This window comes from Dictyobacter arantiisoli (assembly GCF_008326305.1).
GTDB lineage: Bacteria > Chloroflexota > Ktedonobacteria > Ktedonobacterales > Ktedonobacteraceae > Dictyobacter > Dictyobacter arantiisoli.
On sequence record NZ_BIXY01000126.1, the window covers coordinates 1 to 13,185 of the forward strand.

The following is a 13,185-nucleotide window of genomic DNA, read 5'->3' on the forward strand; positions in this document are numbered from 1 at the left end:
GTCTGCTGATCCGCTGGGAGAAGCGCCCGCGTTCCTATCAGACCTTGTTGTGCTTGGCTTGTGCGCTCATTTGCTTTCAACAATGTGATCGCGTTTCCTCCTTGTAGGTTTTCGGATAAGTTCTTACGGGCAGCGGAAGCAGAATGAACGGGGGAAAGGGATCACCACCGACGAGAGCGCAACTGACCAGGGACATCCCAGGTGCAGATCGGTTCGCAGGAAGCCCTGCATCACGAAGCCAATCGTGAACAGGATCGGGGCGCAGATTCCTGCGGCAGCCAGTGCTCTTTGGAGAGTGAATGTTTTAGGGGGGAGACTCTGGCCAGGCTGCACCCCCACGTCTTTCGGCAACGATGGTGCCGCGTCATACTGCTTGCTCATCACAGCCCCCCCTCTTTCGCAGAGCCCACCGCCCTGGTAGGCAAACGGATCAGTCAGGGGCATATTTGTATTACGCGCGCCCTGGCATATGGCTTTTTTCATAGAAAGATACTCCTTTTGTGTGTCCATGATAGGTGTTTTCAAGAAGCTCGCGGGTGCCGCAGGCGATGCCTGGACGCGGCATCGATGTGGAGATGTATGTATCTCAGCATTTGTAGGCGCGAACAATGCTTGCTCCTGGGAAAGAAGAGAAGCATGGACGCGGTAGATTCTCAGTCGCCAACTGGTCGAAACGCGCTTCCCTGAGAAGGGTCTCCAGGTCTTGCAGACGGCTCCCTCCTGCATGAAAGCGTGCCGCCGAACCTGTTCGTTCCTGCTTATGCGTGAAATCAGCGATGATCAGTCGTCCCCCAGGTTTGAGCACGCGAGCAATTTCCGCGAGTCCCTGACGCTTGAGGGGAGCCGGTAAATGATGCATCATCAAAGTCGAGAACACGACATCAAATGTTTGATCGAGGAAAGGGAGTTGCTCAATTACTCCTACCTGGAAATCGATGTCCACGTGGCGTCGAGCTGCTTTCGCACGGGCATGGGTGATTTGCTGATCTCCTGGATCAATGCCAGTGACGCGACCCTCACGGCCCACCCAGCGAGCCGCTTCTAGCGCCAGCGTTCCCGTGCCACATCCTACATCCAGCACCTGTTCTCCAGGTTGCAATTGGGCCAGGTTGATGGTTCTCCGTCTAAGCTTCCGAAACATCCCCTGGAAGGAAAAGGTATTATGCAACCATTCCCCCAGGTCATAGCGCCAACCGCTATTGAGCACCAGACCCTTCGTTTTTTGCGCCGGAGACGCTTTCGACTTGCGATGGCGGTGAGATGCGAACGAATGCATAGATGCTACTCCTTTCGGTGAATACCGTATGGATTGGTGAGATTTGCCTGTTGACAGAGCGTGCTCCATGGAACATACTGTTTGCGACAGAATACCCTGTTCCCTTACAAAGGTAACTGACCGAACAGGTGAATACAAGTATCAAAAAAGAGATTTTGTTCTGAATGGAACAAGGAGAACAAAATGACCCAAAACAGTGCCAACTTACGGGTGAGACGGATGCAGAAATTGCTGAGGGAAGCGCTGCTTGATTTGATCGAGGAACGAGGGTTTGACGCGCTCACCGTCAGTGAGATTATCGAGCGTGCGATGGTGAGTCGTACCGCCTTCTATCGCCATTATCAGGACAAATACGACCTGGTGGAGCAGATCTTTGAGGAAGCCATGAGCGCCTTATTGAATGCGGTGGGCGAGTTAGGGCAAGAACATCCAGCAGAGATATGGGTAACGTTTTTCGAGCATATCGCTGTGTACGCCCGGCTCTATCGAGCACTGCTGGGGAGCAAGGGCAGTCCCTGGTTCGTGAGGAGGATGCGTGCGGCGCTGAGCGGACTGATCAAAGAGCGGGGACGCCATCCCCACGGACCGGACACGAGTTCGTACCTCTCCCACGGTTTCTCCAACGAGTTTGTACCAGACCTGGTGTCCGCGATGTTTGTTGAGACCATCACCTGGTGGCTTGAGCATGAGCGACCCTACACCCCCAGAGAGATCGCCACGAAAGTTGCCCTGCTTGCCTCTGCACTCTTCAAGGAAGCGAGCACCTGGTAGTTGCGGCTTGCGCATCCGAACGTCGGGGCAGGTGCTCTTGATGCGGCCTCTCTCGATGCACTTTCCCTGGGCTTTCACTCGGAACGAAAATGTGTGAACAGAAAGAAGAAGCAAGAATCGGCAATGCGATTCTCGAAGGACTGCACTACGTGCTGCGCTCCCCGATCGTGTTCTGGCTCACGCTCCTGCTGCTCCTTTTCAACTTCATCCTGCCAACGGCTGATTGTCTTGGGGCTGCTGGTCATCAACCTCTATTCCTACAGTTGTAGATGAGGCAACTACTTTTTTCCGATCCATCCTGCCCAAGGTTTGTAACCTTCTCTCCACGCTCTATCTCTGCTGACGATATCGAGTTGGAGTAATACCTATTTCTCGCTTGAACGCTTTGCGAAAGGCCACTTCAGAATCATAGCCGAGCTGCTGCGCGATCAGACTCATCTTCCCTTCGTTTTTGAGCAGGTGTGTGGCAAGGTGCATACGCCAACGGGTGAGGTATTTCATTGGCGGCTCTCCTACAAGAAGCGTGAAGCGAGATGAGAACGCTGATCGGGACAGAGCAACGGCATCAGCGAGGTTCTCTACCTTCCACCTTTGTTTGGGAAACTGATGGATCAGACCGAGGGCAGTACTGATTGGCTGGTCGCGTAGCGCTGATATCCATCCTCCAGCCACTTGCGGTTGCTTTTCTATCCATGCCCGGACTACCTGAATAAAGAGCATTTCCGTCAATCTCCTCAGCATGACCTCAGCACCAGGTCGAGGTGCGGCCGCTTCCCGTGCGATCAAACGCAGCGTATCTGCGAAGCCATCCACCAGTTGTCCCTGTTCCCCAGGAATATGAATGATTTTTGGCAAACAGTGGAGCAAGGGATAATTGCCCGGATGTTCAAAATGGAAGGCTCCACAGAGTAAGACCGTCTTTGGCCCGTCGCCCTCAAAAGGAAACACCTCATACCCCCTCTGTGCATCATAGTCCATCCGCGCTGATTTGATCAGAGGCGAAGCAAGCTCATCACAGATCGTATGCGCATGCCCTTGAGGAAGGACAACCACGTCCCCATCCTTGACCAGCAGAGGCACACATTCTCCTTCGACACAGAGGTATCCGCTGCCAAAATTAAAAATATGAAAGATGGCATCCTGGCTGGCAGCAAAGGAAAAGCGCCAAGGGGCGGGAATCTCTGTGCGCGAACAGAGACAACTTTTGAGTTCTAGCGCATTGAGGACATCTGTAAGTACATCCATAATAATTTCTCCAGATCTGGACGATGAGACACACATTCAGAACATGCTGACATAGATCATATCACCTTTCAGGAGTAGAGTATGTGCAGGAGATCGTTTTAGTCAAGGAAGGAACGAAAGGAAAGAGATCGATGGATATGAGAGGTCGTGTCGCCCTTGTAACAGGGGGAAGCCGTGGCATAGGACAAGCCATTGCGGTGAAACTGGCGGAAGTTGGGATCAATGTGGCCATCGGGTACGAAAAGGATCAAGCAAAGGCAGAGGAAGTGGTCCAACACATCACTGCTCTAGGTCGGCGTGCCATTGCGATTAGAACGGACTTGCGTGATCCACAGCAGATCGCAACACTTGTCCAATCCGCTGAGGATGTATTAGGGAGAATCGATGTTCTGGTGAATAATGCTGCAATTGGCCCACAACGTTCGCTGGAGGCTATTACCGTAGAAGAATGGGATCAGGTCATGGAAATCAATCTTCGATCCTCCTTCTTGCTCTCACAACGGGTGATTCCGGGGATGCGTGAGCAAGGTTGGGGGCGGATTATCCTGATCTCTTCGGTTGCTGGTTTTATCGGCGGAGTCGTTGGGGCCCATTATGCCGCATCGAAAGCGGGTCAGATGGGCTTGATGCATGCCCTGGCAGGCTCGCTTGCACCCTATGGAGTGACAGTCAATGCGCTCGCACCCGCTCTGATTGAGGGTGGTGGAACGTTACCAGGAGATGAAGAGGCCCATCGGCAGCTGGCCACACGCATCCCTGTCGGGCGTCTTGGTCGTCCAGAAGAAGTTGCTGATGCCGTTCTCTTACTCATTGGGAATGCGTTTATCACTTCTCAGACCATCGTCATCGACGGTGGATTGTATCCTCGCTAACGCGTTCTTTCGGGTGAGGGGCAACCCATTGGGAAAAGTGATCATCAGTCAGAGTTGAGTGCCGATCCTGCTTCATGCTCTCTGGTACTCTGCTTCACTCATCAGGTGACCTGCCTGCGTGTCTGACAGAGGCGTATGTCTGTGTCGAAAAGACGCGTGGATGAGGTCCTTATCATCAGGACTATCGAGCCAAGTTTAGCAAACGCCACTCGATAGCCCTGATGATGCTTTGGTCCTTTCTTGCTCCCTATATCATGAGAAAAGGAAACAATCTCAGGGAGAAAATGAGAACGCAAGGAGAATCCTGTATGCCTCTTCTTTTTTCCTCGGTCAACGTATTGTCCTCTTCTGAAGAGGTATGGACCACAGCCTTCCATGAACTGGGCCAACGGATCAGACGCTATTTCGTGCGATCAGAGTCTTCCCACCGAGCGCTTGCTTATATACGGGGATTGATGAGTTCAGGAGAACGAAAAAACGGGTGGCAGATAGCCGAAGAGGTAGGGGAAGCCACCCCATATGCGATGCAACACCTGTTGGATCGAGCCAGGTGGGATTGCGACGGCGTGCGAGATGAGTTGCGTATATACGTCTCACAGGCGCTTGCCGATCCTGATGGAGTGTTGGTCATCGATGAGACGGGGTTTCTCAAAAAAGGGGGCAAATCCGTAGGCGTTCAACGGCAGTACAGTGGCACGGCTGGACGCATCGAAAATTGTCAGATAGGCGTCTTTCTTTCCTATACGAGTCCGCGTGGGCACACATTGCTTGACCGAGAATTATACTTGCCTAAGAGCTGGACCGACAACCAGGAACGCTGTCGAGAAGCCCATGTGCCGGCGTCGGTGGCCTTTGCCACCAAACCAGAATTGGCATGGAGCATGCTGGAACGGACCTTGGGTGCAGGACTTCCTGTCACCTGGGTGGCTGGTGATACCGTGTACGGGAGTTCACAGCCGTTGCGGGCTAATCTGGAAGCCCGCAAACAAGCGTATGCTTTGGCGGTGGCCTGTAAAGAACACGTCGAGGTGCAGGGAGCCCGCAGGCGAGTGGATCAGGTTGCCCATGGCCTGACGAGGGAGGACTGGCAGGATCTGAGTGCAGGCATGGGGAGCAAAGGACCGCGCCTCTTCGCGTGGGCGCGCATCGAACTCGCGGCACCAGAGGCAAGTGGGTGGCAGCGCTGGCTGTTGGTGCGACGAAGCCTGAATGAGGGGGTCAAACCTGCGGAGATGGCTTATGTGCTGGTCTTTGCTCCCGCTGGCACCTCTTTGGAGGAGATGGTGGAAGCTTTTGGCGCGCGCTGGACGGTGGAGCAGTGTTTTGAGGAAGGGAAAGGAGAAGTGGGCTTGGATGAGTACGAAGTGCGTTCCTGGCACGGTTGGTACCATCACATAACGCTCTCAATGCTCGCCCTGGCCTTTTTAACGGCCTTACGAACCGACGAGGGAGAAAACGTGCAAAAAAAGAAGCCTGAGCAGACACCCCAGACACCGGAGTCAGAAGCAACTGACTCTGTTCAAGCCCAAGTGTCTTCTGATCTCCCGGTCATGGTTCCCCTCAGTGTTGCCGAAATCCGACAGCTTTTCTTTTATATCGTAGGCAAACGGTCTCTTTCCTTTGCATACCACCTGGCCTGGTCATTCTGGCGACGCACGCATCAAGCTCTCGCACGGCTTTGCCATTACAATCGCCGAAGCACTCTTGCCAGTCATCTACAACTGTAGGACTATGCCTTGAGTGGGAGACAAGGACTTCCGGAAGCCTCCGTTGGACAACGATTCTTGGGGATCCTCTTTGCTGGGGTCGCGGTGGCACTGTGGACCTGGTACGCTGTTGCCAATACAAACTTTCTGCGTACTCATCCCGATCTTTCATCAGCAACCTGGTCGACCATGATTGGCGTGAGTACCTTGTTGCTGGTATTGCTCGCTCTGCCTCTGGCACCAGCAAGTGGCGGCATCCCGTTCGGCCTCCAGACGCTTCTGGAACCAAGAAGTCCGTTGTTGCCATTTGCGGTAGGAAGTCTCATTCTCGGTACTGTTGTCTCTTGGGGAGGAACGTGGCTGTGGAATCGAGCCTTCGTTGCATTGCCCGTCTCCCTGGCAGGACAATTGATCGTATTCGAGCCCATCACCGTGCTCGTCTACGTTGCAGTAGCTGATGCTCAATTTCCTAATCTCTTCGAGTTCCTGGGCGCCTCGTTGATCATTCTCGGGATAATGTTGGGCATCCGGGCTACCCGCCGTTCTTGAAAATCAGCCAGCTCCTCTTCTTCTCAGCTTTGGGTGGATGGAAACAAGCCAAACTTGCTTTCTTGTGCATAAGCACACCATCCTTTCTCATGTTGAGAAACCTCGTAAGCTATTTGTCACTGCCACTAACCAACGGCGTTACCGATCCGCTGGCGAGGTCTCGTGGACTACGACCGGGCGCTCGAGCTGACGGTGCGGCTGGGCGATTGTCTGCCACCCGACCATTAGGAAAAGTTGCCCCCCTTCTCAGAAGGAAAAATGCATTTCATCGGTCAATGGCGATACTGCTTCGTCACGTGCTCATGTGCTTCAACTGCCACTGAAGCAGGTAATTCGGCATAACGTGCGTAGTGCGCGATTAGGGCTTCTGGAGCGAAAGCGGCTTGTAGATGCTGCAATACCCGGCGATAAAAGATGCGTCGCCTGCTCTCACCTATTTCGCCATAGACCACTTCACGGAGAGTATCGTGAGAGAAGGAGTAGGTGACCGCTCCGTTGACTTGCTCAATGAGCAGATGATGGCAGAGAAGGTCATCAAGAGCTTGGAGCGCGTCATTCTCGAGAAGCTCTGTTACCTGACAGAGTTGCTCAAAGGTGAAATCGCGGCAGAATACAGATGCCGCGTTGAGTACGAGTCTGGCGACCGAAGAGACATGCGTGAGACGCATGCGAATCATGTCGTGTATTCTCGACGGGAGAATGTCGTGCCATTGCGCGATTTCTGCGTCCGTAACCGACGTATCTATTGCCCACGTCCCATCTGGCCTGCGAAGGGCTCGTAGCATCTGGCGTTCAAGCAGTGTCCTGAATACTTCCTCAACGTACAACGGCTGTCCTCGCGTTTTGTTGAACAGCCACTGCACGAAAGAAGTACCATCAGCAGTTGCACGGTTCATTTCTTTTCCTGCTATCTTTCCGCTTCCCTGCTGAAGAGAATGTTCATCCAAATACTGGACCCACTGGACAAGATCCTCGTAGCGCAGTGCTTCAAGGGTAAGCGCAAGCGCGGGTCCCTCTTGCTTCAGGTTGAAAAGCCACGCCTGCAAGTCAGGCTGCGGGAGGAGTTCTTCGGTACGCACGCTCGCAATGAGCAACACGGGAAGCTGACTTTCCCTCCACCGGTGCAAAGCGTAGAAGAGCACATTACGAGAGGCGCTATCGCACCATTGGAGATCATCGACAAACACCACCAGAGGTCGGCGCAACGCCCACGCTTTTCCCAGGCGAGCAACGGCCTCAAATAACCGCGTTTGCCCGGTGGATTCGTCTGCGAGGGGAACAGGCAGATCTGGATACCGGTCACGCAATTCCGGCAGGATACGTGAAAGTTCGCTGAGCCAGATATCATTGAGCAAATCATCAGGCGCGTTCTCCTGTTCCACCCGCCGACGCAGCGTGTCCACGACGAGTTGATAGGGAAAACTCCTTCCATTCGCAAACGCCCGGCCATGAAGGACATCTGCTCCTTGCATCTCGGCCCATGCGAGAAAGTCCGTTACTAACCGTGTCTTGCCACTACCCGCTTCGCCTTCAAGCAGCACAAGATGCGTTTCCTGGCGCGTCACACGCTGATAGTGCTCGACGAGACTTGCGTATTCCCGGTTTCGCCCGACCAGGAAACCGTCAAGGTGGACCGACGCGACCGAGAATTGGGAAGAAGGCTGTAGCGGCCTTGACAGGCGCAAGGGTTGTTCTCTGCGCAGTCTCTCAGCCAGAGCCATCGTTTCTGGTGTGGGCTCGACACCCAATTCACGCGAGAGCCAGGCACGCGCTGTTTCATACACCCGCAAGGCTTCGTCACGTTTGCCCACCATAAAAGACACCTGCATCAAACGCCGGGTTGCGGCCTCATCGCCAGGGTCGAAGGCAACCCATTGGCTTGCCGTGGCATGCGCATTGAAAAGTTCTCCTCCCTCCATTTGCAGTGCCGAGAGGGAATCGAAGAGAACACTCACACGATAACGAAGCGCTTCACGTTGTGTACTCATCCAGGTATCAAATGTCGGCGCGTCGGGCAGGAGAAAGTCTTCCAAAAACGCGCCTCTGACCTGATGAAGCGCTTCCCTCACCTGTATCTCAAGCTGGTGGCGCTCCTCACCCCGCACTTGATCCAGAGAGTGATGAGAACGGACATGGGTAAACGCTGCATTCAGGAGCGCAACATCACTCATCGTCGTGGAAGTAGGTCGCACGCCCAGAGCATTCCGTTCCACGGCAAGATGGGTTTCGTGAGGCATGGCAGTTGCCTCTCCAAGCGCATCGCGAAGTAATGCTAAGGTGCGGCGCAGAATGGTACGGCCTTGCTGCTCATCAAGGTCCGGCCACAAGAGAGCCATGAGCTTCTCACGAGAGTGCATTCCTCCCTCAAGGACAAGATAGATCAACAAGGCGCATGCTTTGCGTGTCCGAAATTTCAGCACCTGCTCCTGATGACGAATCTCAGGAGTACCAAGCAGAGAAAGAGCGAGCTGACTCATAGTGTTCTGTTCACGTTTCTGTTCACGGTTGGGTCACGAAGGTGTTTTAGACTAGCAACATGGACAACTCAGGAGGCTGTCTGTTGCCCCAGTATACCACACGACGCTGTGCGAGAGGGTGCAGTGGCCTCAATTGATGAGCATATCCCATTTCCTGAGAGGAGAAAGATTCATGACAAAGATTGAAGGAAAAGCGGATCTCGATCGTTTGTACACTACCGTGAACAGGTGCATCGACTTGCAGACGTTCTCGTGGTGAAGAAAGGAAGAATTCATGAAGAGTTATCATTTGACGCATAAAGGCGCGGGCCTGGCGGGCCTGACCGTGAAAGAACACGACATCCCGGTCCCTGGTCCGAACGCCGTGCTGATGCGGGTGCGGGCCAGCGCGTTCAACTACCGAGATCTCTTGATTATGCGAGGCATGTATCCCTTAGCGATCAAGCCGGGCGGCATTCAACTGTGTGACGGGGCTGGCGAGATCGTGGCGACAGGCCCTGGCGTCACCCGCGCGAAGATTGGTGACCGGGTCGCGGTGAACACCCTCGTGAAGTGGATTGATGGCCCCTTTGGCGGATGGGACCCGACCGCACACATCCCGGCGTGGATTGATGGCCCTGATGGAGGCTTTCATTTTGCCTCACAGATCGGTGGGACACTGGATGGGCTTCTGACAGAATATGCGCTTTTGAACGAAGAAACCATTGTGCACATCCCCGACCATCTCTCTTTTGAAGAAGCTGCCACCTTGCCCACTGCCGCTCTCACTGCCTGGAATGCGTTGGTAGGTGGGAGTCGGCCACTCCAGGCGGGCGAAACAGTGCTCACTCTGGGATCAGGAGGCGTCGCTCTCTTCGCCCTTCAACTCGCCAAACTCTTCGGCGCACGTGTGATTATGACCACATCGAGCGATGAGAAGGCTGAGCGGCTCAAGGCACTGGGGGCCGATGATGTAGTGACCAACTATCGGACAACGCCCAACTGGCATGAAGAGGTACGTAAGCTGATGGGGGGACGAGGGGTCGATCATGTCGTTGAGACCACCAGCCCTGGCACATTTGAGCAATCGATGAAGACTCTCGCACCCGATGGACAGATCACGCTGGTTGGATGGCTCCCCAGCGACGTCGCAAAGATCGATTACGCTACCATCGGTATGAATCTTGCCACGTTGCGAGGCATCTATGCGGGAAGTCGAGCGCACTTTAGCGCTATGAACCGTGCCATTGCTCAGGGACGGCTCAAACCTGTCATCGACCGCGTGTTTCCTTTCGAGGACGCAAAGGCGGCTTACCGTTACTACGAAGAGGCTAGGCCCTTTGGAAAGGTAGTTATCAGCCAGAACTGAGTTGAGAGAAAGGCAACGTCCACTGCGTCACACGGGCTTTCCACCTGTAATAGGAGGATACGTGATCCTGTTACAGGTATCTCATCACGATGCTTTCTTAACGAAAAATTCATTTGGAGAATGCTATGAACATTGGCATAGAACTGCCGACAACTTTTCCCAATGCTACTGCCCCATTTATTCGCGAGTGGGGCAGGCTGGCGGATGCGGGGCCGTTTTCCAGCCTCGGTATCATTGATCGCCTGGCCTATCCTAATTTTGATCCGCTGATCATCCTGGCAGCAGTTGCTACAGAGACGCGGCGCATACGACTAATGACAGGGATACTGGTGGCCCCATTGCATAACGCGGGTATTCTTGCCAAGCAGGCTGCCAGCCTGGATGCGCTCTCGAATGGTCGATTGTCGTTGGGTCTGGGTGTCGGGGGGAGGGAGGTAGACTTCCGAGCCGCACCAGCATCGTTTTCTGATCGTGGCAGGCGCTTCGAGCAGCAGCTTGAACTGATGACACGTATCTGGTCTGGGCAGCCTGTGGACGATGAGATAGGGCTCATCGGTCCAACCCCTGTGCAGCCAGGAGGTCCTGAAGTGCTGATCGGAGCTGGCTCCCCTTCAGCAATGGCTCGTGTCGGGCGCTGGGGGAATGGCTACATTGCTGCCGGGCTTGGTCCTTCTCAACAAGTCAATGAGCAATTCCGTCAGGCTGAAAAATATTGGCAGAGCGCTGGCAGACGGGGCAAGCCTCGCCTGGTTGTCGGAGCCTATTACGCGCTTGGTCCAGGAGTAGCCGAGTGTGCGAAAGCCTATATTCTTGACACGTATGGCTTCCTGGGGCCAATAGCAGCACAGCAGATAGCAAGTTTCGTTGCAACAACTCCAGAGGCACTGCAAACACGCATCCAGGAGTTTGCTGATATTGGAACAGACGAGCTACTCTTAGCACCTTGCCTTCCTGAACTGGACCAGGTCCATCGGCTGGCAGAAATTGTTGGGAACGCATCGTACAAAGAAAGATCCTATTGAGCAACCAGGTCGCTTAAAGAAACGCATCTGGTTTGCGCAAACGTGAAGCATCTCCTCAGGTTTTCTCCTCGTTAGCCACCTGACAGGCTTTTCTCCTCGCCTGTCAGGTGGCTTTGTCATCCTTGAGCAAGAAGGAGGGGTGGTAAAGCAGCAGATTCTCGATACATTTTTACGCACAAGACTCTCAGATGCCACGCATGAGAGAAGGAACGCTGGTGGCCTTTCGTTGGCGATTGATTGAGGGCCAGATGAACCGACGGCTCATCGAACGAACCATCGAGATCTCAGGCCGAAGCCAGGCGTTTGGGCCACGAGCCTTACGGGCAGCGTTGGATAGCAGCCCCTTGTGGGGAGCCGGACGAGTCGAAGATACGTACAGTGGGGCACGCGCTCAAAAAGGTCATGCGTGTGATGGCCGATCAGCAGGGACGGGAGCTGGTCGAGGTAGCCAAGGAGGCGGGAGCCGAGTTGGTCTGTGAAAACAGCCTGAAAGCGGCGTTGGATCGTGACTGGGATCAACAAATTGAGAAAGATGAGGCACTCACCCTGATCCTGAACGTGCTGCGAGCAGTGGAGACCTGAGTGCAGACCTTGCAACAGGAAGACGCACTCCTGGCTCAGCTGGCTCTCGCCATTGCTCAACAGGTGAAGGCGCAAGATGTGCAAGTGGGTGAGAAAGGGAAAGAGAGCCTGATGAAAGGAGTAGCCAAAGACCGACGTATTGGCCTATCAGTGCAATCCTGACGAAAAGATACGACGTACCATATAACTGTCAAAGGCTTCGCATGACGTGACGTGTCATCAGCCACGAAGGAGTGGGTAGAAGCCGCAAGGCGTTGCGGGCACGTCGTAGACCGGGCATGGAGATCTGAAGAACGCGTTCGTCGCGAACACTTGCGTTACGAACGTGTTCGTGTTATACTGCTTGCATGATGACAAACAAAGATGTGCCCCCACCTCGTAGTCGGCGCGAACGTCCGGCCAAACCAGCTTTGACCCGGCAGGGCATCATTGATGCCGCGCTCGCTATCCTACGTGCTGAGGGGCTCCACAAGGTGACCATGCGTCGGATTGCGCAAGCGCTGGATACAGGGCCAGCGTCGTTGTATGTCTATGTGCGTAATACCGCAGATCTGCATGTGCAGATTCTCGATGCCCTCCTGGCTGCGGTCATCGAGCCGCGCGCCTCGGAGGGGACGTGGCGCGACCAGGTGAAACAGGTGCTCACGCGCTATCTGTTCGTTCTCTTCGACTATCCAGAAATTGCTCGCATGACCTTGACCATGCACCCCAGCGGCCCAAACTACCTCTCCTTGCTGGAGCAGCTCCTGGCCCTCTTGAAGCAGGGGGGGATGCCGGATCGCGAGGCCACGTGGGCTGTTGACCTGCTGCTGCTGTATGCGACAGCGGTCGCTGCGGAGCACAGCACGCGGAAGGAGAGAGGAGCTGCCGCCGAGGAGGACTCGGCCCTCGTTGCGGCGATTACCACCATTGACGCGAGCAGGCACCCGCATCTTGCCCACCTTGGCGATGAGCTGTTTTCCGGTAGCGGTCCTGACCGGTTCGCGTGGGCCATCGACGTTCTCCTCTCTGGAACACTGAGCACTCCTCGTGCTGCCACAGAACAGGAGGAAGTATGTCCTCACTGATGGAAAGTTCTCGTGCCTGCTCGCAGGTGTGGCGGGAGCTTTGGAATTGACCCGTTTTTGGAGGGGACTCAAACGGAAAGAATGAGTCAGTGGAAATGCATCAAATAAGAGAAAAGAACGATCATTTCTCTGTATATATACGTATTCCGTATACGTATATATTAACATACAAACAAGATATTTGTCAAGAAAGATGATTCTCTGTCTTTTTTTCTTGTTTTTCGTAATCAACTGGACTCATATATCCTAAAGAAGAATGTCTTCGTTTCC

The 13,185-nt window shown here is 54.3% G+C and carries 13 protein-coding genes and 1 pseudogene; 9 read left to right on the forward strand and 5 right to left on the reverse strand.

Features of this window, described 5'->3' with window-relative positions; genetic code table 11:
• Nucleotides 1-123 precede the first annotated feature (123 nt).
• Both F1593_RS25745 and F1593_RS25750 read right to left on the reverse strand, forming a co-directional pair.
• A complete protein-coding gene (locus F1593_RS25745) occupies nucleotides 124-483 on the reverse strand; it encodes a hypothetical protein (RefSeq protein ID WP_149404425.1) in 360 nt (119 codons plus the stop codon).
• A gap of 103 nt (nucleotides 484-586) precedes the next feature.
• Nucleotides 587-1,276, reverse strand: a complete 690-nt coding sequence (locus F1593_RS25750) for a class I SAM-dependent methyltransferase (protein WP_172632449.1) — start codon at nucleotides 1,274-1,276, stop codon at nucleotides 587-589.
• Between the two features lie 183 nt (nucleotides 1,277-1,459).
• On the opposite strand from F1593_RS25750, the gene F1593_RS25755 reads away from it, so the two are divergent.
• Complete coding sequence (locus F1593_RS25755; RefSeq protein ID WP_149404427.1) at nucleotides 1,460-2,047, forward strand: TetR/AcrR family transcriptional regulator; 588 nt, start codon at nucleotides 1,460-1,462, stop codon at nucleotides 2,045-2,047.
• Between the two features lie 74 nt (nucleotides 2,048-2,121).
• On the opposite strand, the gene F1593_RS28665 is transcribed toward F1593_RS25755, so the two are convergent.
• The gene (locus F1593_RS28665; protein ID WP_172632450.1) at nucleotides 2,122-2,292 is read right to left on the reverse strand and encodes a hypothetical protein; all 171 of its coding nucleotides are present in this window, start codon (nucleotides 2,290-2,292) and stop codon (nucleotides 2,122-2,124) included.
• An 85-nt stretch (nucleotides 2,293-2,377) separates the two neighbouring features.
• A complete protein-coding gene (locus F1593_RS25760) occupies nucleotides 2,378-3,292 on the reverse strand; it encodes an AraC family transcriptional regulator (protein ID WP_149404428.1) in 915 nt (304 codons plus the stop codon).
• A 131-nt stretch (nucleotides 3,293-3,423) separates the two neighbouring features.
• Between F1593_RS25760 and F1593_RS25765 the strand changes: the two genes are divergently transcribed.
• The 3 genes and pseudogenes from F1593_RS25765 to F1593_RS25775 all read left to right on the forward strand — a co-directional run bounded on the left by F1593_RS25765 (nucleotide 3,424) and on the right by F1593_RS25775 (nucleotide 6,419).
• Nucleotides 3,424-4,164 (forward strand): SDR family NAD(P)-dependent oxidoreductase, encoded by a 741-nt coding sequence (locus tag F1593_RS25765; protein WP_149404429.1) that lies wholly within the window; start codon nucleotides 3,424-3,426, stop codon nucleotides 4,162-4,164.
• Nucleotides 4,165-4,472: 308 nt separating this feature from the next.
• Nucleotides 4,473-5,612 (forward strand): annotated as a pseudogene (locus F1593_RS25770) (IS701 family transposase); the annotation flags it as partial.
• Between the two features lie 363 nt (nucleotides 5,613-5,975).
• Nucleotides 5,976-6,419, forward strand: a complete 444-nt coding sequence (locus F1593_RS25775) for a DMT family transporter (protein ID WP_172632451.1) — start codon at nucleotides 5,976-5,978, stop codon at nucleotides 6,417-6,419.
• 272 nt (nucleotides 6,420-6,691) lie between these two features.
• Here F1593_RS25775 and F1593_RS25780 read toward each other — a convergent pair whose 3' ends face one another.
• On the reverse strand, nucleotides 6,692-8,896 hold the full coding sequence (locus F1593_RS25780; protein ID WP_149404431.1) for an ATP-binding protein: 2,205 nt from the start codon (nucleotides 8,894-8,896) through the stop codon (nucleotides 6,692-6,694).
• Between the two features lie 274 nt (nucleotides 8,897-9,170).
• Here F1593_RS25780 and F1593_RS25785 point away from each other — a divergent pair, with 274 nt between their 5' ends.
• From F1593_RS25785 to F1593_RS25795, 5 genes are all read left to right on the forward strand, one after another.
• Nucleotides 9,171-10,244 carry a zinc-dependent alcohol dehydrogenase family protein gene (locus F1593_RS25785; protein ID WP_149404432.1) on the forward strand — a complete coding sequence of 358 codons (1,074 nt, stop codon included), beginning with the start codon at nucleotides 9,171-9,173 and terminating at the stop codon, nucleotides 10,242-10,244.
• Nucleotides 10,245-10,369: 125 nt separating this feature from the next.
• Nucleotides 10,370-11,266 carry an LLM class flavin-dependent oxidoreductase gene (locus F1593_RS25790; protein ID WP_149404433.1) on the forward strand — a complete coding sequence of 299 codons (897 nt, stop codon included), beginning with the start codon at nucleotides 10,370-10,372 and terminating at the stop codon, nucleotides 11,264-11,266.
• Between the two features lie 411 nt (nucleotides 11,267-11,677).
• Nucleotides 11,678-11,848, forward strand: a complete 171-nt coding sequence (locus F1593_RS28670; RefSeq protein ID WP_172632452.1) for a hypothetical protein — start codon at nucleotides 11,678-11,680, stop codon at nucleotides 11,846-11,848.
• Nucleotides 11,849-12,010 carry a hypothetical protein gene (locus F1593_RS28675; RefSeq protein ID WP_172632453.1) on the forward strand — a complete coding sequence of 54 codons (162 nt, stop codon included), beginning with the start codon at nucleotides 11,849-11,851 and terminating at the stop codon, nucleotides 12,008-12,010.
• A gap of 185 nt (nucleotides 12,011-12,195) precedes the next feature.
• Nucleotides 12,196-12,915 carry a TetR/AcrR family transcriptional regulator gene (locus F1593_RS25795; protein WP_216368994.1) on the forward strand — a complete coding sequence of 240 codons (720 nt, stop codon included), beginning with the start codon at nucleotides 12,196-12,198 and terminating at the stop codon, nucleotides 12,913-12,915.
• Nucleotides 12,916-13,185 lie beyond the last annotated feature (270 nt).